The 22,683-nt window shown below is 70.9% G+C and carries 18 protein-coding genes and 1 pseudogene; 4 read left to right on the top strand and 15 right to left on the bottom strand.

Annotation, left to right across the window (positions count from 1 at the left end; genetic code table 11):
• Positions 1-29 precede the first annotated feature (29 nt).
• The 3 genes from KME80_RS22600 to KME80_RS22605 form a co-directional block, all read right to left on the bottom strand.
• Positions 30-3,146 carry a S41 family peptidase gene (locus KME80_RS22600; RefSeq protein ID WP_219508082.1) on the bottom strand — a complete coding sequence of 1,039 codons (3,117 nt, stop codon included), beginning with the start codon at positions 3,144-3,146 and terminating at the stop codon, positions 30-32.
• A gap of 62 nt (positions 3,147-3,208) precedes the next feature.
• Positions 3,209-3,331: a hypothetical protein gene (locus KME80_RS51965; protein ID WP_281427120.1), complete on the bottom strand. Its 123-nt coding sequence runs from the start codon at positions 3,329-3,331 to the stop codon at positions 3,209-3,211.
• Positions 3,332-3,459: 128 nt separating this feature from the next.
• Positions 3,460-3,948, bottom strand: coding sequence for a MarR family winged helix-turn-helix transcriptional regulator (locus KME80_RS22605; protein WP_246645466.1), 489 nt, complete (start codon positions 3,946-3,948; stop codon positions 3,460-3,462).
• 40 nt (positions 3,949-3,988) lie between these two features.
• Between KME80_RS22605 and KME80_RS22610 the strand changes: the two genes are divergently transcribed.
• Together KME80_RS22610 and KME80_RS22615 are read left to right on the top strand one after the other, a co-directional pair.
• Positions 3,989-4,603: a mycothiol-dependent nitroreductase Rv2466c family protein gene (locus KME80_RS22610; RefSeq protein WP_219508084.1), complete on the top strand. Its 615-nt coding sequence runs from the start codon at positions 3,989-3,991 to the stop codon at positions 4,601-4,603.
• Entirely contained in the window at positions 4,584-5,858 is a 1,275-nt protein-coding gene (locus tag KME80_RS22615; RefSeq protein ID WP_219508085.1) for an MFS transporter, read from the top strand. The genes KME80_RS22610 and KME80_RS22615 overlap by 20 nt, the downstream gene beginning before the upstream one ends.
• A gap of 7 nt (positions 5,859-5,865) precedes the next feature.
• Here the strand turns inward: KME80_RS22615 and KME80_RS22620 are convergent, their stop codons facing one another.
• Both KME80_RS22620 and KME80_RS22625 read right to left on the bottom strand, forming a co-directional pair.
• Entirely contained in the window at positions 5,866-6,348 is a 483-nt protein-coding gene (locus tag KME80_RS22620) for an NUDIX hydrolase (RefSeq protein WP_308125888.1), read from the bottom strand.
• A 38-nt stretch (positions 6,349-6,386) separates the two neighbouring features.
• Positions 6,387-7,430 carry an Rv2578c family radical SAM protein gene (locus KME80_RS22625; RefSeq protein WP_219508086.1) on the bottom strand — a complete coding sequence of 348 codons (1,044 nt, stop codon included), beginning with the start codon at positions 7,428-7,430 and terminating at the stop codon, positions 6,387-6,389.
• Positions 7,431-7,564: 134 nt separating this feature from the next.
• Here KME80_RS22625 and KME80_RS22630 point away from each other — a divergent pair, with 134 nt between their 5' ends.
• On the top strand, positions 7,565-7,924 hold the full coding sequence (locus KME80_RS22630) for a DUF3040 domain-containing protein (RefSeq protein WP_219508087.1): 360 nt from the start codon (positions 7,565-7,567) through the stop codon (positions 7,922-7,924).
• 45 nt (positions 7,925-7,969) lie between these two features.
• Here KME80_RS22630 and KME80_RS22635 read toward each other — a convergent pair whose 3' ends face one another.
• The 5 genes from KME80_RS22635 to KME80_RS22655 all read right to left on the bottom strand — a co-directional run bounded on the left by KME80_RS22635 (position 7,970) and on the right by KME80_RS22655 (position 12,334).
• Positions 7,970-8,437, bottom strand: coding sequence for an OsmC family protein (locus KME80_RS22635; protein ID WP_219508088.1), 468 nt, complete (start codon positions 8,435-8,437; stop codon positions 7,970-7,972).
• A 14-nt stretch (positions 8,438-8,451) separates the two neighbouring features.
• Positions 8,452-9,096 (bottom strand): GntR family transcriptional regulator, encoded by a 645-nt coding sequence (locus tag KME80_RS22640; protein ID WP_219508089.1) that lies wholly within the window; start codon positions 9,094-9,096, stop codon positions 8,452-8,454.
• A 16-nt stretch (positions 9,097-9,112) separates the two neighbouring features.
• Positions 9,113-9,901, bottom strand: coding sequence for a PP2C family protein-serine/threonine phosphatase (locus tag KME80_RS22645; RefSeq protein WP_219508090.1), 789 nt, complete (start codon positions 9,899-9,901; stop codon positions 9,113-9,115).
• 120 nt (positions 9,902-10,021) lie between these two features.
• On the bottom strand, positions 10,022-11,605 hold the full coding sequence (locus tag KME80_RS22650; RefSeq protein WP_308125889.1) for a penicillin-binding transpeptidase domain-containing protein: 1,584 nt from the start codon (positions 11,603-11,605) through the stop codon (positions 10,022-10,024).
• A gap of 30 nt (positions 11,606-11,635) precedes the next feature.
• Positions 11,636-12,334 (bottom strand): lysophospholipid acyltransferase family protein, encoded by a 699-nt coding sequence (locus KME80_RS22655; RefSeq protein WP_308125890.1) that lies wholly within the window; start codon positions 12,332-12,334, stop codon positions 11,636-11,638.
• Between the two features lie 751 nt (positions 12,335-13,085).
• Between KME80_RS22655 and KME80_RS22660 the strand changes: the two are divergent.
• A pseudogene (locus tag KME80_RS22660) lies at positions 13,086-13,857 on the top strand (transposase family protein).
• 396 nt (positions 13,858-14,253) lie between these two features.
• Here the strand turns inward: KME80_RS22660 and KME80_RS22665 are convergent.
• The 5 genes from KME80_RS22665 to KME80_RS22685 form a co-directional block, all read right to left on the bottom strand.
• A complete protein-coding gene (locus KME80_RS22665; RefSeq protein WP_219508092.1) occupies positions 14,254-18,966 on the bottom strand; it encodes a LamG-like jellyroll fold domain-containing protein in 4,713 nt (1,570 codons plus the stop codon).
• A gap of 498 nt (positions 18,967-19,464) precedes the next feature.
• Positions 19,465-19,770, bottom strand: a complete 306-nt coding sequence (locus KME80_RS22670; RefSeq protein WP_219508094.1) for a hypothetical protein — start codon at positions 19,768-19,770, stop codon at positions 19,465-19,467.
• A 19-nt stretch (positions 19,771-19,789) separates the two neighbouring features.
• Positions 19,790-20,386, bottom strand: a complete 597-nt coding sequence (locus KME80_RS22675; protein WP_219508096.1) for an NUDIX hydrolase — start codon at positions 20,384-20,386, stop codon at positions 19,790-19,792.
• Between the two features lie 12 nt (positions 20,387-20,398).
• A complete protein-coding gene (locus KME80_RS22680) occupies positions 20,399-20,620 on the bottom strand; it encodes a hypothetical protein (RefSeq protein ID WP_219508098.1) in 222 nt (73 codons plus the stop codon).
• A gap of 29 nt (positions 20,621-20,649) precedes the next feature.
• On the bottom strand, positions 20,650-22,629 hold the full coding sequence (locus KME80_RS22685; RefSeq protein WP_219508100.1) for a HelD family protein: 1,980 nt from the start codon (positions 22,627-22,629) through the stop codon (positions 20,650-20,652).
• Between the last annotated feature and the right edge of the window lie 54 nt (positions 22,630-22,683).

A 22,683-nucleotide genomic window follows, 5' to 3' on the forward strand; every position in this document is an offset into this window, starting at 1 on the left:
TCTATGATCTTTAGACGCCATAGGGGGTATTAAGGTTGCATCCGCGGTCTATGCGATGGATCAGGAGTGTGCACCGGCCCCTTCTCCAGCAGGTCGAGCGCCACTTCGATCGCCTTCTCCAGCTGCCGGTCCACGCCCGCCGCGTAGTCCTGCGGGGTGATGTCCACCTCGATGTCCGGGTCGGTGCCGTAGTTCTCCACCTGCCAGCCCACGTCGTCGAAGGCGAAGGAGAACTCCGGCTGCGTCGTCACCGTCCCGTCGGCCAGCGTGTGCCGCGGCCAGATGCCGATCACCCCGCCCCACGTCCGCTTGCCCACCAGCGGGCCGAGCCCGAGCAGCTTGAAGGTGTGGCTGAAGATGTCGCCGTCGGAGCCCGCCCACTCGTTCGTGATCGCCACCAGCGGGCCGCGCGGCGACTCCGGCGGGTACGGCTCGGGGTCGCCCCAGCGCGGGTAGTCGTAGCCCAGGCGGCGCCGGGCCAGCTTCTCCAGCAGCAGCGCCGACACGTTCCCGCCGCCGTTGAAGCGCACGTCCACGATCAGCGCGTGCCGGTCGTACTCGGCCAGGAACCCCCGGTGGAACTCGGCGAACCCGGCCCGCCCCATGTCCGGCACGTGCAGGTAGCCGATCCGGCCGCCGGAACGCTGGTGGCAGCGCGCCCGGTTGAGGTTCACCCAGTCGCGGTAGCGGGCCGGCCGCTCGTCGGCGATCGCCCGCACCGTCACCGCGAACACCCGCTCGCCGCGCCGCAGCGTCAGCTCCACCTCCTCCCCGGCCTGGTTCACCAGCCGCTCGTTCGGGGTGGCCGCCGCGCCGATCGGCGCCCCGTTGATCGCCAGCACCGCGTCGCCGGGCCGCACGTCCAGGCCGAGCCGGTTCAGCGGCGAGGTCGCGCGCGGGTCCCACGGGTCGCCGGTGACGATCGCGCGGATGTGGTAGACGCCGTCATGGTGCTCCCAGTCGACGCCCAGCTTGCCCTGGCTGTAGTCGGGTCCGGGCCGGTACTCGCCGCCGCTCTCGTAGGCGTGGCTGGTGGCCAGCTCGCCGTGCAGCTCCCACAGCAGGTCGGAGAACTCGCCCCGGGTCGTCACCCGCTCCACCAGCGGCCGGTAGCGGTCGTACACGGCCGGCCAGTCGACGCCCGCCATGTCCTCGGTCCAGAAGTGCTCGCGCTGCAGCCGCCACGCCTCGCGGAACATCTGCCGCCACTCCGCCTCCGGGCACACCGACACCCTGATCCGCGACAGGTCGATCCAGCCGCTCTCGCGCCCCGGCGTGTCGTCGTCGCCCGGCTGCTCGCCCGCCTTCACCACCCGCAGCCGCTCGCCCGTCGTGCGGTAGAGCAGCGTGCGGTGGTCGCGGCCCAGCTCGAAGTCCGCCACCCCCTCGGCGAACGTCTCGGCCTCTCCCTTGGCGAAGTCGTACAGCAGCAGCGTGCTGTCGCCCTGGAGCGGGCCGGCGAGCACGAGCGCCTTGCCCTTGAGCCCGGCCACCCGCTCGTAGCGGCCCTCCGGCAGCGGGAACGCGGTGACGCGCCGCGCCAGCCCGTCCTCGTCGACCCGCACCGGCTCCGGCTCGGCGTCCTCGTCGTCCTTGGCGTGCAGCGGCCTCGGCTCCGGCACGAACGGGTCGGCCGCGTCCGCGCGCAGCGCCACCGCGTACGGGCGGGTGCCCAGCGGGAAGCACAGGTCGAACTGGAGCTGGTCGTAGGCGGGGGAGAAGACCCGCTGGCCGATGAAGTACAGGTAGCGGCCCTCGGGGTCGAAGCTCGGCCGCGAGTCGCGCAGCAGCGGCTCGGTGGCCGTCACCGTGCGGGCCGTGCCGGGGTGGTACAGCTTGATCGCGGTGGTCTGCGCGTTGAGCGGCCCGGCGTACGCGAGCCACTCGCCGTCGTGCGACCACGCCGGATCCTCGGGCGCGCCGTGCGGGTTGGCCTCCACCAGCACGGTACGGCCCGCCGCCAGGTCCACCAGGTACAGCTCGTGCCGGTGGTTGGTGACGGCCACCCGGTCATGGGCCGGGTCGGGAGCCAGCGCGGTGATCCGCCCCAGCCGCGCCACCGGCCGCGCGCCCCCGCCGCCCGTCCGGTCGCTGCCGTGCAGGACGACCAGCTCCTCCTCGTCGCCGTCACCGCTGGCCGCGGCGATCAGGCGGCTGCCGTCGTTCAGCCAGGTGAGGAACCGGTAGCGGACCCCGTCCGGCTCCCCGTATTGCCGCACCGGCCCCTCCCAGCCCGCCATCCCGTACGCCTTGCCGCGCGCGGTGACGGCCAGCGCGCTGCCGTCGGGGCTGAGCGTGGCGTGGTCGAGGTAGTCGGCGGCGTCGACGAAGCGGCGGTTGCGCTGCGTGCGCGTGCTGGCCAGCGACACCCGCAGCCGGCGCGGCTCCTCGCCCGGGTCCAGCAGGTACAGGTCGGCGCCCGCGTGGTAGACGAGCCGGTGCCCGTCGCTCGACAGGTTGCGCGCGTAGTAGCCGTCGTGGTGGGTGTGCTTGCGCAGGTCGTCGCCGCCGGGCGTGCACGAGTAGACGTTGCCGACGCCCTCGTGGTCGGACAGGAAGCACACCCGCTCGCCGCTCCAGCAGGGCGAGGCCAGGTTGCCCGGCAGCCGGATGAGCCGCCGGAACTCGCCGTCGCCCTCGCGGTCGATCCACAGGTCGCCCACCGTGCCGCCCCGGTAGCGCTTCCACCGCGCCGGATCGGCCGTGTTCCGGCCCAGCACGATCATGCCGCCCGGTCCGTGGGCGATCGAGTTCGCCGGACCGTACGGCAGCCTCTCCGGCACCCCGCCCGGCTCCACCCGGTGCAGCCACTTGCGCCCCTCGAACGGCTGCCCCTGGTCGCTGGCGTACAGGATGCGCCCCTCGGGATCCCACCCGGTCACCGTGCAGCGCGCCCCGTGGAACGTCACCCGCCGCGCCGCCCCGCCGCCGGTCGGCAGCACGTACACCTCCTCGGGCCCCTCCTCCCGCCCCACGAACGCGACCTGGTCGCCGCGCGGCGAGATGCGCGGATACCCGGCCTCGGCCACGCCCGCCGTCAGCCGGAACGCCCGGCCGCCCTCGGCCGACACCATCCACAGGTCGTCCTCGGCGGCGAACACCACGACGTCCCGCAGCACCGCGGGGAAGCGCAGATATCCGGACATGAGGCCCTCCCCAACAGCCGATCAGGCAGCCGGAACCCCGGCTGCCTGATCACGTCACCGCGTCACGCCTCTTCGGGGCGCGTGGTGGCTTCCTTCTTCGTCTCCTTGGCCTGGCGATTCGCCTTGATCGCCTGCTTCTTGCCCTTGCCGGACTTCGCGCTGGGTTTCTTCTTCGTGTCAGCCATGGTGTTTCCCCCCTGTACGGACAGGAGCGCCGGATTGGCGCAACCAATGGCGTTACTACCCATCTATCGCCATAATCCGACATACCACTATTTCGACACCCTTTCAGGCGGCTATCGCCCACCGGCGATCAGTCCAGGGTGGCGGCGAGCCGTTCGAGGAGGGCGGCGAGCCGGTCGCGCTCGTCCGGGGTGAGCCCGGCCAGGAGCCTGCGCTGGTTGTCCAGGTGGGCGGCCATGAGCTCGCCGGTCAGCGCCACGCCCTCGGCGGTGAGCGTGATCAGCCGGCCGCGCGAGTCGCCCTCGGCCACGCTCCGGCTGACCAGGCCGCGCGCCTCCAGCCGGTCGACCCGCTTGGTGATCGCGCCGGTGGTGACCAGAACCGTGCGGCTGAGCTCGCCCGCCGACAGCGTGTAGGGCGCGCCGGCGCGCCGGAGTGCGGCGAGCACGTCGAAGTCGCCGTTGCCCAGCCCGGCGGCGGCGAAAGGCGGCCGCAGCCGCTGGTCGAGCGCGTCGGTGAGCCGGAAGAGGCGGCCGATGACGAGCATCGGGGCGGTGTCGAGGTCCGGCCGTTCGCGTTTCCACTGCTCGACCATGGCGGCGATGGCGTCTGGCTGCATGGCTTCCATTATAGCTTCCGTGGAAGATAAAGTGTCTTCCATGGAAGATTCTTCGGCCGTCGTGCCCGTCGTCTGCTACTTCGACCCCGCCTGCCCCTTCGCCTGGGTCACCTCCCGCTGGCTCCTGGAGGTCGAACGCCTCCGGCCGATCGACCTGACCTTCCGGATCATGAGCCTGTCCGTGCTCAACGAGCACCGCGAGCTCGAACCCTGGTACCGGGAGTTCAACGACCGCGCCTGGGGGCCCGCCCGCGTGTGCGCCGCCGCCGAGGCCGGGCACGGCACCGCGATCCTGCGCGACCTCTACACCGCGCTCGGCGAGCGCATCCACCGCGCGGGCGACAAGGACTACCCCGCGGTCATCGCCGCCGCCCTCGACGAGCTGGGCCTGCCCGCGTCGCTGGCCGGCGCCGCCACCGGCGACCGGTTCGACGCCGCCCTGCGCGCCAGTCACCAGGCCGCCCAGGACGCCGTCGGCGAGGAGGCCGGCACGCCCGTCGTCACCGTGGACGGCGCCGCGTTCTTCGGCCCCGTCCTCACCGCCGCCCCCACGGGCGAGACGGCCGCCCGGCTGTTCGACGCCGTACGGACCCTGGCCGGCCTGCGCGCCTTCGCCGAGCTCAAGCGGGGACGCGGTGCGCTCGACCTCGCCTGACCGCGCCGCGCCGCGCAGGCTCATCGCCGCGAGCCTGGCCGGGTCGATCGGCGACGGCATCTACGTGCCGCTCACCCTGCTGTTCATCCACTCGCTCACCGGCCTGTCACTGACCGCGATCGGCGCCGGGCTGACCGCCGCCGGGCTGTGCGCGCTGGCGTTCATGCCGGTCGTGGGCGTCCTCATCGACCGGGCCGGCGCCCGGCGCGTGGTGATCGGCGCGCTGGTCCTGCGGGCCGCCGGGTTCGCCGCCTACCCGTTCATCGGCGGCTACCCGGCGTTCCTGGCGGTCGCGCTGGTCGTCGCCGTCGGCATGTGGGCCTCCTCGCCCGGCCAGCACGCGCTCATCGGCGAGCTCGCCGAAGGCGCCGAACGCGACCGGCTGCTCGCCTGGGACCGCAGCCTGCGCAACGGCGGCATGGGCTTCGGCAGCCTGGCCGCGGCGGGGCTGCTCGCCGTCGACGGCGACGCCGGGTACACCGCCGCCACCGTCGCCCTGGCCGCCGTCTTCGCCGTCGCCGCGGTGCTGGTCACCCGCATCCCGGCCGCCCGCCGGGGCGTCAGGCGTCCCGAGGAGGCGGGGGAGGGCTACCGCCGCGTCCTCGCCGACCGGCCCTACCTGCTGCTCACCGCCGCGAACTTCCTCATCGCCTTCGGCTACACCGCCCAGGCCATCGCCCTGCCGATCTTCCTCACCCGCGACGCCGGCCTCCCGGGCGCGCTGGCCGGGGTCGTGTTCGCGGTCAACACCGCGCTCGTCGCGCTGCTCGGCGTCCCGGCCGCCCGCCTGGCCCTGCGCGGCCGGCGCACCCGGGGAGCCGCGCTCGGCGCGCTCGTCTTCGCGATCTCCTTCGCCGCCTTCGCCGTCCTCCCGCAGGTCGCGGCCGGCACGTACGCGATCGTCGCCGTGCTGGCGGTCGCGGCCGTCTACACCGCCGGGGAGCTCGTCCACTCCGCGCCCGCGCAGAGCCTGTCGGTCCAGGCCGCCCCCGCGCACCTGCGCGGCCGGTACCTGTCGGTCTACCAACTCTCCTGGTCGCTGTGCCGGACCGTCGCGCCCCTGCTGCTCGGGTTCCTGCTGGAGGCCGGCCCGTGGCTGCTGTGGGCCGTGCTCGCGGTGACGGTCCTGTCCGGCGCGGCCATCCTCCTGTACGCCGAACGCGGCCTCCCGGCCCACGCCGTCAGCCCTCGTGACGCCCTCGACCCGGACCCCCGCCCGGACCCCCGCCCGGCTCCCGAACAGGTCCCGGCCTGACAGCCGGTCAGTGCTGGACCAGCCCGCCGACCGGGACGGGGGCGACGTGGCCGGTCGGCGGCACGGTCAGGGCCAGCGCGAGGCCCACGTCGACCAGCGACGACCGGCGCAGACCGGCGACGTCGGCCACCGGGGTCCAGACCGACTCGGCGATCTCGCCGCCGGGCTCGGGCCGCAGCCGCCCGCCCGTGATCCGGACCCGGTAGAAGACGCCGACGTTGTGGTGCTCGACGCCCGCGCGGGCCTCGGCGGCGGGGATCACCCGGGAGTCCACGCCCAGCAGCCGCTCGGCCACCGCGTCGCAGCCGGTCTCCTCGGCGACCTCGCGGATCACCGCGTCGAACGGGTCCTCCCCGTGCTCGACCCGCCCGCCGGGCAGCGTCCACGCGGACCCGCCCTCGGGCGGCACGTGCCGGGCGAGCAGCACCCGCCCGTCCTCGACACACACGGCGTACGCCGCCAACCGGAAGCTGATGCCCCCCACCTCCACGCACTGATCTTCGCCGGGAACGGCCTGATCCTAAGGGCTCACAGGAGCGTCAGCTGCTCAGGGGCGGCCTGCGGGGCGGCCCCGCCTGGGGCCGGGCGGGGCGGGAGGCGGCGGGCCGTGGCCGGGGTGGCGCGGCCCACGCCGTGACGCTCGGCCAGGGCCCTGACCTGGGCCGTGACGCGCTCCTGGTAGGACCTGGGCGCGTAGGCGCCCCTGCCGTAGAGCTCCAGGTAACGCGGGACGAGCCGAGGGTGCTCGCGCGACAGCCAGGCCAGCCACCACTCGCGCGCCCCCGGCCGCAGGTGCAGCACGATGGGCGCGATGTGGGTCGCGCCCGCCTCGGCGATCTCCCGGACCGTGCGGTCGAGCTGGGCGGGGGAGTCGGTGAGGTAGGGCAGGATCGGCGCCATCAGCACGCCGGTCGCGATGCCGTTGTCGTTGAGCGTGGCGCACGTCTCCAGGCGGCGCCGGGGCGAGGGGGTGCCGGGCTCGACCGCGCGCCACACGTCGGCGTCGACGAACCCCACCGACAGGTTGGCTCCCACCTCGGCGCGCTCGGCGGCCTCGGTGAGCAGGTCGAGGTCGCGCAGGATCAGCGTGCCCTTGGTCAGCACCGAGAACGGGTTGGCCGCGTCGCGCAGCGCCGACAGGATGCCGCGCATGAGCCGGTAGCGGCCCTCGGCGCGCTGGTAGCAGTCGACGTTGGTGCCCATCGCCACGTGCTGCCCCCGCCAGCGCGGCGAGGCCAGCTCCCTGCGGGCCAGCTCGGCCGCGTTGACCTTGACCACGATCTTCGAGTCGAAGTCGGCGCCCGCGTCGAGGTCGAGGTATTCGTGGGTCTTGCGGGCGAAGCAGTAGACGCACCGGTGGCCGCAGCCCCGGTAGGGGTTGATCGTGAACTCGAACGGCACCCGGCTCGCCGCCGGGACCCGGTTGATGATCGAACGGGCCTGGATCTCGTAAAAGGTCATCCCCCGGAATCCGGGCGTGTCGAACGTGCGGGTGACCGCGCCGCGGGCGAACAGCGGCGCGGCCGGATCGTCCCGGCCGGAGTCGGCCAGGCGCAGGTTGTCCCAGCGCATGCCATGATTAGAACAAAGGTTCGACGGTGATCGCAAATGGAAAGAGGTCGCAATTACCTGGTCAGGGCGGGGCTAATGATCTTCATGGTTGGGCAGGAAACCCCGCACAGAGCTTGCGTTCCGGAGGTGCACCCATGGCCTGGTCGCAGGACGAGGAGCGGATGCTGGCCCAGATCGAGCAGCACCTCGTCGAGGACGATCCGCGACTCGTGGCACGGCTCGAGTCGTTCAACGAGCGGGTGCGTCGCAGCGAGGAGAGGTCCGGACGGACACCGGGGGCGCGCCGCAGGCCCCGCAGGTCGACCGTCATCATCCTGGTCAGCTGGCTGCTCATCGCCACGCTGGTCACCACGCTCCTGATCATGGTGCTGCGGCACGAGGCCGCCGGCGCGCTGGCGATGAGCGGCTCCGCGAGCCGTCCCGCCCCTGTACCCGTGCCCGCCCAGGCCGCGCCGCCCGCCGCCGAAGCGCTCACGCTCACCGCCCGCCGCTGACCCGCGCCGCCGGACCCGGCCCGCCTGCGGTCCGCTCGTACGCTCTCAGCCCACCTCGACCGTCGGCTCGTGGTGCACCGGGAAGTTGACCGAGCTCGCGATGAAGCACGCCTTCTGCGCGTCCTCGTGCAGCCGGACGGCGGCCTCCACCATGTCGGGCGAGGCCACGGTGACGTGCGGGCGCAGCGTCGCCTCGGTGAAGTGCCCGCCGGTCGCGGTCTGCGTCATGGTGCCGGTGGCGTGGTCGGCGTACGCGGTGACGACGACGCCCGCGACGGCGCACACGTGCAGGTAGGACAGCAGGTGGCACTGGGAGAGCGCGCCGAGCAGGAGCTGCTCGGGGTTCCAGCGGGCGGGGTCGCCGCGGAAGGCCGGGTCCGAGCTGCCCGCGATGGGCGCCGGGCCGTCGGCGGTGAGCTCGTGCGCGCGGTCGTAGTCGCGGTAGCCGCTGGTGCCCGTCCCCCGGTTGCCGGTCCAGGTGACGGTGGTGGCGTAGGTGTGCAGGTGGGACATGGGTGCTCCTCGTGTCAGTGATCGGTGGGCGGGTCGCCGGCGCTGGCGCGGGTGTCGAGGACGTGCAGGCGGGCGACGCGGCCGGCCTCCTCGGCGTCGCCGCGCCGGATCGCCGCGAGCAGGTCGTCGTGCTGCGCGCTGACGTGCGCGTGGCGGGCCGGGGGCGCCAGCGAACGCAGGGTGGAGACGTGGATCTGGTCCCACACCCGGTCCAGCGTGTCGAGGGCGATGGCGTTGCCGGCCAGCTCGGCGACGCGGCGGTGGAAGCGCCGGTTGAGCGTGACCGCCTCCGCCAGGCGCCCGGCGCCGGTGGCCTCGGCGGTGGTGGCGGCCAGGTCGTCCAGGGCCGCCAGGTCGGCGGGGGCGATGCGGCCCTCGCGCTGCCTGCGGGCGGCGGTCTCGGCGGTCAGCGCCTCCAGCGCGGCCCGTACCTGATAGGCGTCCTCCAGGGCGGCCGGGTCGAGGGCGACCACGACCACGCCCCGGCCGGTGGGCCGCACCAGCCCGTGGGCCGCGAGCGCGCGCAGCGCCTCGCGGACGGGGGTGCGCGACATCTGGAGGGCGGCCGCGGCGTCCAGCTCCGTCAGGCGGGCGCCCGGCGGGTAGGTGCCGTCGAGGATCAGCTCGCGCAGCCGGCGATGTGCCACGTCGTTCTGCATGGCACCTGACCCTAAGCTATTGCATGCATTGCATGCAAACGACGGTGACGTTGTCCCGCCCGCCCTCGGCGAGCGCGTGACGGACCAGCCGGCGCGCGTCCTCCAGCGGGCCGCCGCCCGGCCCCAGCGCCTCCCGCAGCGACGCCGCGTCCGGCAGATATCGCCACAGCCCGTCCGTGCACAGCAGGAGGCGGCCCGGCCCGCGCGGCCGGTAGCCGCGCACGCGCGGCACGGGCTCGCCCGCGTCGGCGCCCAGCCAGGCGGTGATCACCTCGTCGCCGTCCACGTCGTCCTCGGTCAGCGCCATCGCCGTGCCCTCGTCGGGCAGCCAGTACGCCCTGCTGTCGCCCACCCACGCGCACCACACGCCCTGCGGCCCGGCGATCCCCGCCACGTACGTGCAGGCCGGGGCGGCCCGGACGGACGACGCCAGCGCCGCCACCGCGCGCCCGGCGCGGACCGCGGAGGCCGCCAGCGCCTCCTCCGGCAGCAGCGGCACGGCCAGCAGGGAGGCCAGCGCCGCGACGCCCGTCTCGGCGGCGACCCGGGCGGCCCGCTCCGCTCTCGGCGACATCGACACCCCGTCGCACACCACCCCCGCCGTCCACGGGCCCGGCGTGGCCAGCGCCATCGCGTCGGCGTTCACCTCACGCCGCAGGCCGCGGTCGCTCACCCCGGCCGCGCCCGGACCGGCGGTGATCTCCAGGTGCGCGCGGAAGGCCGGCTGCGCGGCGCCGCAGTGCCAGCAGTGCCCGTCGGGGGCCACCGTGCCGCCGCACCGGACGCACTCCGTGATCTCCGTCATGCCGCCAGGATTCCACCGGAGATCCACCGGGCGCGCGGCGCCCGTACGGGACGCGGACGGGCGTCCGGGGGCGTCCTGCGCGGACCGCCTACCGGGTCACCCGCCCCGGAGGGCGCGCGGTCACACGGACGGGAGGGCGCGCAGGAAGTCGGCGGCGATCGGGGCCGCGACCTTGCCGCCGCCTCCGCCGCCCTCGACCACCACCGCGAACGCCACGTCCTCGGTGAAGCCGATGAACCAGGCGTGCGAGTCGAGCTTCGGCCCGCTGCCGTACTCGGCGGTGCCCGTCTTGCCGCGGGTGCCCGACGGCAGCCCGGCCGACTTCGCGGTGCCCTTGGTGACGACGGCCGCCATCATGCCGTGCAGCGCCTCGGTGACGCCGCCGGGCAGCTTGCGGGCCTCGGCCTTCTGCTTCAGCTCGGGGACCAGCGTCGGCGGGCGCCAGGTGCCGTCGGCGATCGCGGCGGCCACCGACGCCATCGACAGCGGGCTGGCCGTGATCCGGCCCTGGCCGAACGACTCGGCGGCCAGCTCCGCATCGGACTCGGCGCGGGGGAAGCTCGCCTTCGTGGCCGGCACGCCGATCGACAGCGGCTGGTTGAAGCCCACCAGCTCGGCGGTCTGGAGCAGCTTGTCCGCCCCCAGCCGCTCCTCGGCCAGCGGCGCGAACGTCGTGTTGCACGAGTGGGCGAAGGAGTCGGAGAACGACAGCGACCCGAACTCCGCCTTCTCCGAGTTGCGGATCCGCAGCCCGCCGACGGTCACGTACTTGGGGCACGTCACGGTGTCGCGCGGCGACAGCCCGTCGGCGAGCAGCCCGATGGCGGTGACGGCCTTGAACGTCGAGCCGGGCGCGTAGCGGCCGTCGAGCGCCCGGTTGAAGCCGCCGCGGTTGTTGACCACGGCCAGGATCTCGCCCGAGCCGGGCTCGATCGCCACCATCGAGGCGGGCTTGTCCACGTCCTTGACGGCGGTGACGGCGGCGGCCTGCACGCCGGGGTCGAGCGTGGTGCGCAGCGGCTCGCCGTCGGTGCCGTCGATCTTCTCCAGGGTCTTGCCGCCCGCCTGGATCTCGGTCGTCGGCGTGCCGGCCAGCCGCTCCTGGAACGCCTGCTGGAGCCCGCCCCGGCCGACCGCCTGGCCCACCTTGTAGGCGGAGCCGAGCTTGGCCACGTCCTTCTTGGTCGCCTTGTCCAGGTAGCCGACGAGCTGCTGGACCGAGCCGCCCACGTCGCCGCCGTCGATGCGGCCGCCGCCCGCGTCGGTGATCGCCGCGCGCTCCGGCCACGACGTCTTGAGCGCGAACGTCGCGCCCGGCGTCAGCTGCGGGTGCAGGGCGGCGGGCGTCCAGTCGACCTTCCAGTGGCGGTCGGCGACCTTCAGCGCGAGCTCGCCCTCGTACGCCCACTCCCCGGCGTTCTTCAGCCGGTGGGTGGCGGTGTAGGGGACGGTGGCGCGGCCGTCGCGCTCGCGCGGGGCGCCCACCTGGATCGTCGAGGACTCCACGCCGAGCCCCTGCCGGAACTGGTCGTAGACGCCGAGCTCCCGCGGCGCCGCCAGCTCGGCGCTCATCCGGGCCCGGTCGCCCGCCTGCCACGCCGCGGCGAAGCGCTGCGCGGTCTCGGCGGGCGTGCCGCGGGTGTGCAGCAGGTAGTAGGCGCCCCCGCCGGCGGCTCCCAGCGCCAGCACGGTGGCGCCGGACACGATCGCGATGGTGCGGCCACGCGCCACGGGTCAGCCCCCTCCGGTTCCGATGGCCGCCTTGTGGCTGGCCGCGTAGGTCGGCACGTACTCCTGGCCGGACAGCTCCTGGATGGCCGCCATGATCTCGTCGGTGACGCGGCGGCGGTCCTGGGCCCTGGTGTGGTCGCCGGTGAACGTCATCGGCGCGCCGATCGCGATGCCGATCCTGGCCGGGCGCGGCACCTTGGCGCCGAGCGGCAGCACCTTCTCGGTGCCGCTGAGCGCCACGGGCAGCACCGGCGCGCCCGTCTTCAGCGCCAGCCACGCCACGCCGATCTTCCCCCGGTAGAGGCGGCCGTCGGGGGAGCGGGTGCCCTCCGGATGGATGCCGAACAGCTCGCCGCGCTCCAGCAGCGCCGCGGCGGCGTCGAGCATGTCCTGGGCCGCGTGCGCGCTCTCCCGGTCGGTCGGCAGGCTCCCGCCGAGCCGCATGAACCAGCCGGCGACCGGGTTGCCGGAGAAATACTCGTTCTTGGCCGCGAACGTGACGTGCCGGGGCAGCAGCGCGGGCAGCAGGAACGAGTCGAGCACCGAGAGATGGTTGGCGGCCAGGATCGCCGGTCCGCTCCGCGGCACGTGCGCGGCGCCCGAGATGTACGGACGGCACATCGCGTGAGCGAGGGGCGCGGCGGCGAACTTGACCACTTGATATAGCAACGGGCTCTCCTGGACGATCGTCGGCTCGGCCACCCACCATAAGGCAGGCGCCCCGTCCGGGGACGGGGCGCCTGGGAAGCTGTTAAGGCCGATGTGGCGGTCGCCTCCTCGGCGAGGTGCACAACACGGCTCCAGCCGAACGGTATTCCGTGAAGGCGGTAATTTGCGGCCCGGGGGACACAGACCACATCGGCCTTTCGATGCTAACGGACATTCGGCGGCCCGTATTCCACCGGGCCCAAAGAGCGGGTCATCTTCTGGTCCGCAGCGACCGGCCGGCGCCAAGGACGCCCAGCTCACAGACCCTCACCCGACTCCCGCGAATCCTCTGAAATCGTCACGGAGGCTCAGAGCCTCGGGTCACGCTCGGGAGGTCTGCGATCAGATGCTGGTTGCCATCGATCGCCGCTGCGGAAGCGGAGTGGGAACCGATGGGCTAGATGTTCAAGCGACGCCTCGCTGGCCTCGTGAGCTCACGAGCGGACGGCCCGGCGCTAAATTGCGTTGCTGCCCTGCACCACTTCGCCTGCAACCAGATCTGGTGCGAACCCGTCGCGTTGCCCGGCGAACTCTTGGCCTGAATTCCGATGCTGGCCCTGCCCGGCATCGCTGCTCACAGCTACGAGTCCAAGCGTCTGCGCCTGCGACTGTCCACCGTGGCGGGAAGACTAAGGCTTTTCCAACCTGATCGCCAGCAGGGGCGGCGCCTGGACCGGTTGCATGAGAAGAGGCCCCCGGGAAGACAGCACTCGACCAAGATCCGATGCCCCAACCGGGAGCCTCGTTGCTGTCTTATCGTGCCTCGATTCCGCTGTCCAACCACACCCTGATCCGGCTGGCCAAGCTTATCCGCACCCCAGGGGGCCGAACGAGGCTGCCGGTCGCGGCGGTTAGCTCCGGCCCAGCAGGCGCTACTGGTCCTGGCCACCTGCTCAATGGCGACACCCACGCGCGCCTGATCGACGGCTTCGCCATCGGCACCACCACCGCCTGGCGCTACGTCCGCGAAACTGTGGAACTTGTGGGCGTCCTGGCCGACGACGTACACGCCGCCACCGCACGAGCCGCCCGGTTGGCCTACGCCATCCTGGATGGCACACTCATCCCCATCGATCGCCTCGCCGACGAACGGCTGTACTACAGAGGCAAACAAAACAGCACGGGACGAACGTGCGGCTGCCGGCCGATCCAGCGCGCCGACTGGTGTGGGCCTCGCCAGCGATTCCGGGCGCCGTCCACGACATCACCGCCGCACGGAAGGCCGGCCTGATCGATGCCCTGACCAGCGCCGGCGTCAAGACCTTCGCCGACAAGGGGTAGCAAGGCGCGGGCGGCACCATCCGTGCATCGTTCATGCAGCATCGCCACCGTCGATGGCTGTCACGCAGGCAGCGAGAGGTCAACCGCTCCCATGCCCGCATCTGTGCCATAGGCGAGCGCCCGTTGCAACCTTGAAGGCCTGGAAGGTACTGACCAAGCTGCGCTGCTGCCCGCACCGCGCGACCACACTCGTGCAGGCGATCCTCGTGCTGCAGCTCATCGAAGAAGGCCGTTAACAGGATGAAAAGGCTGACTGGCCCGCACTGGTCGGCGCGTGCGTCTGCCCATCGTCGTCCGATGGCCCAGGGCCCGTGACATCCTGACCGCCCTGACCCGCCTGCAAGCCCTCTCAGCCCCGGTCTGACCAGATGCAAGCTATCCCTGCGACCGAGAATGGAAACATCCGCGGGCCCATGGAACCCCGCCCACCCGACGCGACAGCTGGGCCAGCGTGCTGACCGCAGCACAGAACTCGACCTTGAGCCGGACCACTCAGCCCCCCACGCCTCGATCACGAAGATCGAGGCGTGGAGGGCGAGTTTGTGTCTTGCGTCGTGATGCTCGACGGAGCGATTCGCCTGGCATCACGATCAGACGTTTGAATAGGTAGCGATGTTCTCGCTCATTTTGTGTTAATCATTTGACCATGGCGGTTCTGTTGCATCTCGTGTACATCCGTTCACGCATTGAACGAGTACGCCGGCCGAGTCCTTAGCGCGTCTGTAGTCGCACGTGAGAGAGAGGCTAAGGTTATCCCACTTCGGTGGTGGAACGATTCCCTTCTTGAAAGTTATGTTTCCTATCACCTCGCGATGGTATTGCTTTAAGTTGCAGACAGATATGTCCAGGCTTACGCAGCGCCCTTCTACGCGTGCTCTCTGTCGGGCGATTTTCGGGTTATTGACGAAGTCTGTTGGTGCATACTTGAATTTGCTGCACTGCTCACGCTCCGTCTTGGACCAGTTGACTTGTGCGGCTACTTGGAGAGAGCCTCCTACTTTCGCCGGCTCTGCACTGCCGCTCGCAGTAAGTCCAGCTGAGTGGCTGTACTGGGTTTCTGCCAGGCCGAAGCAAGTGATGTCTTCCACTTTCATGCTCGCGTGCGTGCGGAGAGTCTTTCCCCAATCCGAGTTGAATTTCTCTCCTTGGATTGGGAACAGACTCATGTACGCCGTGTGCCTTGTTGCGCTCCACCTATGTGGGTAGCCGCCGCTGCCGGGCTGGTCGTAATAGTCGTCTGCGGTCTCCCAGTCGGCGCCCATTTCGAGCTTTACCCACCAAAATTTCGAGACCATTGCATGTTTGCAGCTGTGTTCGCCGCTGAAGCGGTTGCCGTTGCGAGTGCATTCACTGGGATACGAGCTTGTGCTGCCTTCCTCCTTGCAGTAGTTAGGCCACTCTCCGGTGGTGGCCCGGGTAACTCCTTGCGGCGGCAATGAACCGCAAATCACGGTCGGATCGTAGAAGTCTGTCGTATCCAGATTGAAATCGATTGGCACTTGTATGATTGACATGCCTCCGCAACGGTCAAACACATGAACCGCGAGAGTATACGCACTTCCTTCTACCTGATCGGCCTCTATTCGCGTTTGTGAGCGGGGCTGAGAACTTCTTGCGGATGTTGACCAGGATCGGTCCACGTTTGCCATGACACCGACTTGTCCATCTGAGAGTCGCTGAACCACCACGTCTCTAAGGGCGAGCGCCGAGTTAGTGCGCGATGCGCCGTCTGCCTCCGTGACCGCCCGCTCCCGAATGAGTGACGCGTTCGTCAGTGACAGGCTGGCGGCAAGCGGACTGCTTGCCCTCCCGCTGCTAGTTCCCCAAATGTCTTCGGACGTGCCCTCAAGGACTTGGTCCTGAGCCCGATAGTACGCCATGACACGGTCGATGTACTCCTGAGCTCCCGATTCAGCGGCAGCCGTGGATTGGGGCTGGTTCCACTCTAGAACGCATGGGTTGGGTGCGTCTTCGGCTGGAGGCGGGGGGATGGGCAATGGTGTTACTGTGGCTGCTTCCCATGCGCTGACGCCGTAATGAGTCTTTGCGCGCACCCGCACTGTGTAAGTTTGGCCGTTCGTCAAATTAGTGATTGCTGCGTATGGGTCAGTGACGTCGAAGGTCTTCACCACAGTGCCCGCAGCATCGCTCACTTCCACGTCGTATGCATCGAGCATGGCAAGGCTGCCTGTTCGCTCCGGAAGGCCCCAACTAGCCACCGCGCCCGTGTCGCCGGCTTGAGTGACCAGGTTTAGGACCCCGCTGGGCGGCCCCGGATGAATGTATCTCAACGCCAGTGTGGGCTGCTGGGCAGCGCTGTCTTCTCCGAAGGAGACAACCTCAGCCATATCTGAGGTTAGAAGCAGCCACTGGTATTCACTGCCTGCGATGTCCGCCTGGGCATTGTCCAATGAGAGAGAGTACGGCGTTGAGGCAGGCTCCACGTCGGCCTCCAGTCCCGGTCCCGTACTCTCGCTCGTTACCGGGCTCTTCAGTGGTGCCGCCTTGATGATTCCGTCTGCAGGGCATAGGCCGGTGGCGCAAGTCGGCGTGCCGAGACGAAGTATGCCTTCGGACACCGCGGCCCCATCTGGAAGTTCGTCTAGCCTGAATCCGATGGCAGCGACGGTCTTGCCGATAGCATTGCCGCCAACTCGAATGGACGTGTCGTCGACCACCATGCAGGGCCTGCCATCACAAGCTGCCGGAGCAGTCTTGACGCTCTTAATTATGAAATTGTCTTTATTTAGCGTCAGGTGTCGGATGTCCTCTTCTGGCGGGGGCGGAGGCGTGCCTGGAGTTGCGAAAGACGCCGGCGAAGTTTTGGAGGTGCAGATCTCTCCTTCCCCGTTCTCGCCGCTTGCGCAGGCAGCCATCTGCCAGGTGTAAGTCGTGCCCATCTGTACTAAATCAGGAGGCAACTGAAAAGAAGCCCGCTGGCCACCGTCGAGAGTTCGTGTTCCGATCGGCACAGAGCCTACAGGCGCACCCGTGTTGTCATACAGGTAGTACTTAGCCGTCACCGGGCCGCCAGAGGGCCTGTTGACCATTCCTGACAGGATCGGCTGTGTCGGGTCGGCCATTCCGGTCTCGGTGTCCGTGGGCAGCAGCGGTGAGTCGGTGGTGATCCGGTAGTACGGGCTTTCGTTGCAGGACGGCGGGTTGATCCCGTTCAGGCATGCCCGGACCGAGATCTTGAAGCTGTCCACGTTGCTCACGTCGTAGGTTACCGAGGCGGCCTGGCCCGACGGGAGGTTGGCGTTGGTTGGCGGGGTGAGCGAGGTCATCCAGCTGAGCTCGGTCTCGCTCAGCGTCCGGTCGTAGACGCGTACCTCGTCGAAGTTGGCCTTGGTCGAGCTGCCGCTCGCGCCTCCGTACAGGTTCGACCCGTTGAGATTGAACGCGCCCGTGGACGCCCACGGGGTGCCGGCGAAGGCGTCTTCACCCGAGGGGGCGCCGTTGACGTACAGCCGCATCTTCTTGGAGTCCGCGTCGAAGGTGCCCGCCAGGTGCGTCCACACGCCGGACTGGGCCGCCGGGGTAGAAGTGACAGTCGTGGCTGCCGAGGCGCTGTCGTCGTGGTGCATGCGCATGTACCACTTCTTGGTGAGGTAGTCGAAGCCCACCTCGACGGCGCTGTTCCGGGTCCCGTTCTGGTTGAGCAACGCGACGCTGTTGGCGAGCGTGTCGAGCTTCACCCAGCCGGCAAGGGAGAAATCCTTGTCCGTGGTCAGCGCCGGCGCTTCGGCGGATGCCAAGGCGGACTTGGTCGGGCCTCCGTTGAGGAGGATGGCCTTGCCCTGCTTGCCGGCGACCTCTGAATACGTGCCGGAGGTGAAGATGAGGTCGTGGCCTCGGCCACTCGAATCGAGGCCGCCGGTGCCCTCGTTGAAGCTCCACTCGCCTGTCGCCCCGGCCCCGGTGGTCCAGGAGGGTAGCGGCGCGGTCGACTCGATTACCGACAGGTAGTAGTCGAGGTTACGGCCGTCTACCGAACGTGACGAATAACCCACCTTGACAGACTTGTCCCGTACGATGGCGTGCTCGCCGTCGAGGCTGTCCACCGATTCGGCGGTGACGGTGGGAATTTCCGGGGGCAGGAAGTACTGGACGATCAGCTTGGGCGGGGTGGCGCCCGTGCCGGTCATCTCCGCGGAGTGGAACTCCGCCCAGTAGGAGTCCCAACTGTTCACCAGGTCCTCGGAGGTGCCGCGCAGTTCGATGCCGTCGTTGGCGGCTCCGCCGGCCCAGCGCTTGACCCAGTTGGTGACCGGCCAGCTCATCGTCTGCGTGGCGGCCGACGAGCACAGCGAGCCGGTCGGCTCCAGGGTGTTGGCCGGCTTGTTCGACCAGGTCATCCGGCCCGGGGTCCAGCTGTGCTGAACACGGCCGGCGTAGATCATGCCCTGGGCACTGCCGACGCCTGGCACGTGGCAAGCCAGGTGGCGGGACTTGAACAGCTGCATGGCGGCCGAGTGGATCGGCTTGCCCTTGAAGGTGCTGACGTCGAACTTCAGGTACGAGCGGAAGTAGTCGAACCCGTCGGTGCCGTTGCACGAGGCTCGCTGGCCGCCGATCTTCAGGACCGTGGATCCGGGCTGGTCACCGTAACCGCACAGGGAGCTCAGCAGCGTGTCGGTCTTCACGGTGAGGGTCGACGTGGGGTCGACCACCACCGGGAAGGTGGTCGCCGGGTCGGCGAGCCACGCGGGGTCCGGCTTGAGGACCAGCACGCTCTGGCCGTCCTCCTCGATCACCTGGGTCGGGATCGTCGCACGCCGCTGGACGCCGCCGGGCTTCTGCTGGACCTGGTCGCTGTTGTCCCACATCACAGGTTCGGGGGCCTCGGCGACGACCTTGCCCTTGGCGTCGCTCAGGCGCAGGCCGCCCTGCTTCTTCTCGGCGAAGGTCAGCCCGCGGGTCTCGACCGGGATGCGGAACTCGACCGGCCCCTTCGGACGCTCACGCAGGACCACGTCGTGGCGGAATCCCGTGGGGAGAGCCGTCACGACCAGGTCGGCTTTGGGACCCGCCGCGTCACGGTACTCGGCGACGTTGCCGGTGATAGTCGGCTTGGGCAGCGGGGTCGGCCAGGTGAGAGCGAACTTCTGGCCTTTGTCACGCTCCATCGAGGCGAACGGCGCGGCACCGCCGAGTGAGAACGTGACGTTCGCCTTGGCCACCTTGGGCTTGAGGACGCCGTCCTGCTCGACCAACTGGGTGTCCAGCCAGGCCCACGAGCCGTCGCCCTGCTTGAGCTGGGTGGGGCCGGCGTACGACTCGGTCGACAGGTGGCCGTCCGGATAGGCCCAGGTCCGGGAAGCTTCCGTGTAAACCGCTTCCACGGCGACCGGTTTGCCTGACTTGCGAGCCTCCGCGACCGCGGCGCGCAACGGAGCGTCGGGATCTTCGGGACGCGGGAAGGCCGTGCTCGTTGGAGCGCTCCCAGCCGTGGCCGCAGGCTCCGGCTCAGCCGCTGCCGGCCCTGTGGCTCCGGCCACGAGCAGTGATGTGGCCATCGTGAGCGCTGTCGCGGCGGCAAGGCGGCGGTCAGGAGGCCGCACCGCTCTCCTGAAGCTGACTAACTTGTTCACTGACACCCTCAGTCTGATGTGGGTCGAAATATCGAACAATCTTTACCGTTAGTCAAGATCAACTAGCAATATGAGATAAATCACCATAAATTGCATATAAGGGGGCGGTAACGCTGGCATGGTGCCAAGCGATTCTCTATCCCTGTTTCGGCATATTGGTAACGTTTTGTTTGCCTGTGACGCCAGTGAGTGAGAAAAAGAAAAGGGCTGCCCGGAATTAGGGTTACTCGGTAGACGGACAGTCCGCTCTCAGGTGCGGAGGGTGCTGGCGTCCTCGCCGGCCGCGTAGTTGCCCCTGGAGCGCGTGAGGTCGTCGCTCTGCCTGCCCATCGCGTCGGAGAGCAGGTCCAGCGCCGTCCCGATGGCCGCCATCCGCTCGCCCCTGGCCTGCCAGTAGGCGTCGCCGTACTCGTCGGCGCCGAGCGCGACCCGGACGGCCTTCGTGACGGGCTCGTAGCGGACGGCCACGTCCCGCACGGCCTCCTCCATGTCGCCCACGCCCCTGGCCAGGCCGCGCAGGTGGTTCTTGCCGTAAGCCATGCCCTCGAGCGTCATGACGGGCAGGATAGCGAGATCAGGTGCGGGTCCAGTGGGGCTGGGCGACGTCGAGGACGCGGGTCTCCCGGCCGCGCAGCGCCACCTCGGCGAACTGCCACAGGATGGCCCCGGTCGGCGCGTGCACGACGATCGACGGCCCGAGCGGCATCTGCAGCAGCCCGTCGCGCCAGCGCGGCACGCCCGGTGCGAGTAAGCGCTCCAGCGGCACGGCGTGCGCGGAGGCGACCTCGCGCGGGTCGGCGACCGGCTGCTGCGCGCCGCCGAACGCCACCACCGGCGTGATCACGAACCCGGAGTCGGTGACGAAGTCGTCGAGCAGCCCGGCCACCTCCACCCCGGTCACCGCCGTCTCCTCGGCCAGTTCGCGCAGCGCCGCCTCCACCGGCCGCTCGCCGTCGTCGAGCCGGCCGCCCGGCAGCGCCCACTGGCCGGGGTTGCGCCCGTGCGGGGCCCGCCTGATGAGGATCGTGTACGGCTCGCGCGCGGAGTCCTCCAGCACGCACACGGTCACGGCGGCGCGGCGGATGCCCGCGGCGGGCGGCACCTCCCGCCTGGGGAAGCGGCCGAGCCGGGCGGTGATCAGCTCACGCAGGGCGTCGATCGGGGGCAGCACACCGGCAGGATCTCACGCCGGCAGCAGCAGGTAGCCGAGAACCATGCCGGCGGCCGTCGCGACGGCGGCCGTGACCGCCGCCCACCTGCCGAGCCGCTCGCCCCGGCTGTGCCCCACCAGGCCCAGCACGATCCCGGCCGGGCCGAACAGGATCGGGACGAACACCAGCGCGACCGCCGCGCACCCGAACCCGGCGATCGACAGAACCTGCGTGGTCCGCAGCGGGTCGTCCATGGCCGCTCCTCGGAGGGACGGGACCCTCATCACACACCCGGGGCGCGGGCGCTGTCGAGCGGCCGGGGGAGCGGCAGGGCGTGCACGACGTCCAGCCGCGACACCGCCCGGGTCAGCGCCACGTACAGCAGGTTGAGCCCGCGCGGCCCGCTCGCGGCGATGGCGGCGGGCTCGCACACGACCACGTGGTCGTACTCCAGCCCCTTGGCCGTGGACGCGGCCACCACGGCGAGCCGGCCGCCGACGTCGAGCCCGCCGTCCCACAGCGCCGCCGTGACCTTCTCGGCGGCGTCGTCGGCGGCGATCACGCCGATCGAGCCCTCGAACTCCAGCGCCTCCCGCGCCGCCGCCGTCACGCCGCTCTCCAGCGGGTCGGCGCGGATCAGCCGCAGCCTGCCGTCGGAGCGGTGCGAGCGGGTGACGGGCACGTCGGCGTCGAGCGCGGGCAGCAGCCGGTTGGCCAGCTCGACGACCGTGGCGGGCACCCGGTAGCCGGTGGTCAGCTCGACGATCCGGCCGTCCGGCTTGCCCAGGAGCTCCAGGTGCCGGGCCCAGGAGCGGGCCGCCCACGGGGTGGTGCCCTGCGCCAGGTCGCCGAGCACGGTGAGCGAGCCGTGCTCGCTGCGCCGGGCGACGGCCCGGCACTGCATCGGGGACAGATCCTGCGCCTCGTCCACGATGACGTGGCCGTAGCCGCGCGGCCGTTCCAGCAGCCCGGCCAGCTCGTCGAGCAGCACCAGGTCGGCCTCCGTCCAGCGGGCGCCGCGGTGGCCGCGCGGCGGGCGCTCCCAGGTGACGGCCGCCCGTTCGGCGTCCGTCAGCGCGGTGGCGGGGGAGCGGCCGCTCAGCACCTCGAACAGCACCTCCTCCGGCCGCACGGCCGGCCACACCGCGTCAAGGAACGGCGTCACCGCCCGCCCGGCCTTACGGGTCCAGGCGGCGGTGGCGCTGAGCCCGCGCGCCTCGGCCTGCCGCCGCACCAGCTCCACCACGCGGGCGCGGACCCGCTCGCGGCCCGTCAGGTACGGCAGCGCGTCGCGGCGGGTGTCGTCCACGATCCGCCGCAGCTCGGCCTCGCCGACCCGCCAGGTGGCCGAGCCGTCGGGCACCGCCAGCGGCTCGACCGGCTTGCGTACGCGCGCGTACAGGGCCTCGCGCAGCACCTCGGCCATCCGGGCGTCGTGCTTGACCAGCGCGGCGGCCGGGCTGTCGGCGGCCCGCACCGGGGCGGAGGCGAGCAGCCGCTCCAGCGTGGTCTGCTCGACGTCCATCTCGCCGAGCGCGGGCAGCACGGCGGAGATGTAGCCGAGGAAGGCCCGGTTGGGGCCGAGCACGAGCACGCCGCCGCGTTCCAGCCGCTGGCGGTGCGCGTACAGCAGGAACGCGGCCCGGTGCAGGCCGACGGCGGTCTTGCCGGTGCCGGGCGCGCCCTGCACGCAGATCGACTCGGACAGGGCGGCCCTGACCAGGTCGTCCTGCTCGGGCTGGATGGTGGCGACGATGTCGCGCATGGGGCCGACGCGCGGCCGTTCGATCTCGGCGGCCAGGATGCGGCTGTCGCGTTGCTCCTCGCCCCGGTCGAGCCGCTCGTCCTCGTAGGAGGTGAGCGTGGTGCCGGACCAGCCGAACCGGCGGCGCACGGCCACGCCCTGCGGGTCGCGGGCGCTCGCCCGGTAGAAGGCGCGCGAGACCGGCGCCCGCCAGTCGACGACGACCGGCGGGCCGCCGTGCTCGCCGCTGATGTGCCGCCTGCCGAGGTGGTAGCTGCGGCCGGGATGGTCGGCCGAGCCCGGCCCGAAGTCGAGCCGGCCGAAGAACGGCGGCCCGTCCGGCTCCTCGCCGAGCTGCTTGGCCAGGCTCTTCAGGTGGCGGCCGAGCCGTTCGGCGCTGTACCGGTCCCCGGCGACGGTCTCGCCGACGACGACGTTCTCGCGGGCGGCGTCGAGCATCCTGCGCAGCCCGGCGGCGCAGCGCTCGATGTGCCTGCGCTCCTCGTCGAGTGTGGTCATGGCACCTCCTGGCGTTAACTCGGTTAATAGATTAACCAGGTTAACACTTTGGTA

This window comes from Nonomuraea ceibae (assembly GCF_019396325.1).
Lineage (GTDB): Bacteria > Actinomycetota > Actinomycetes > Streptosporangiales > Streptosporangiaceae > Nonomuraea > Nonomuraea ceibae.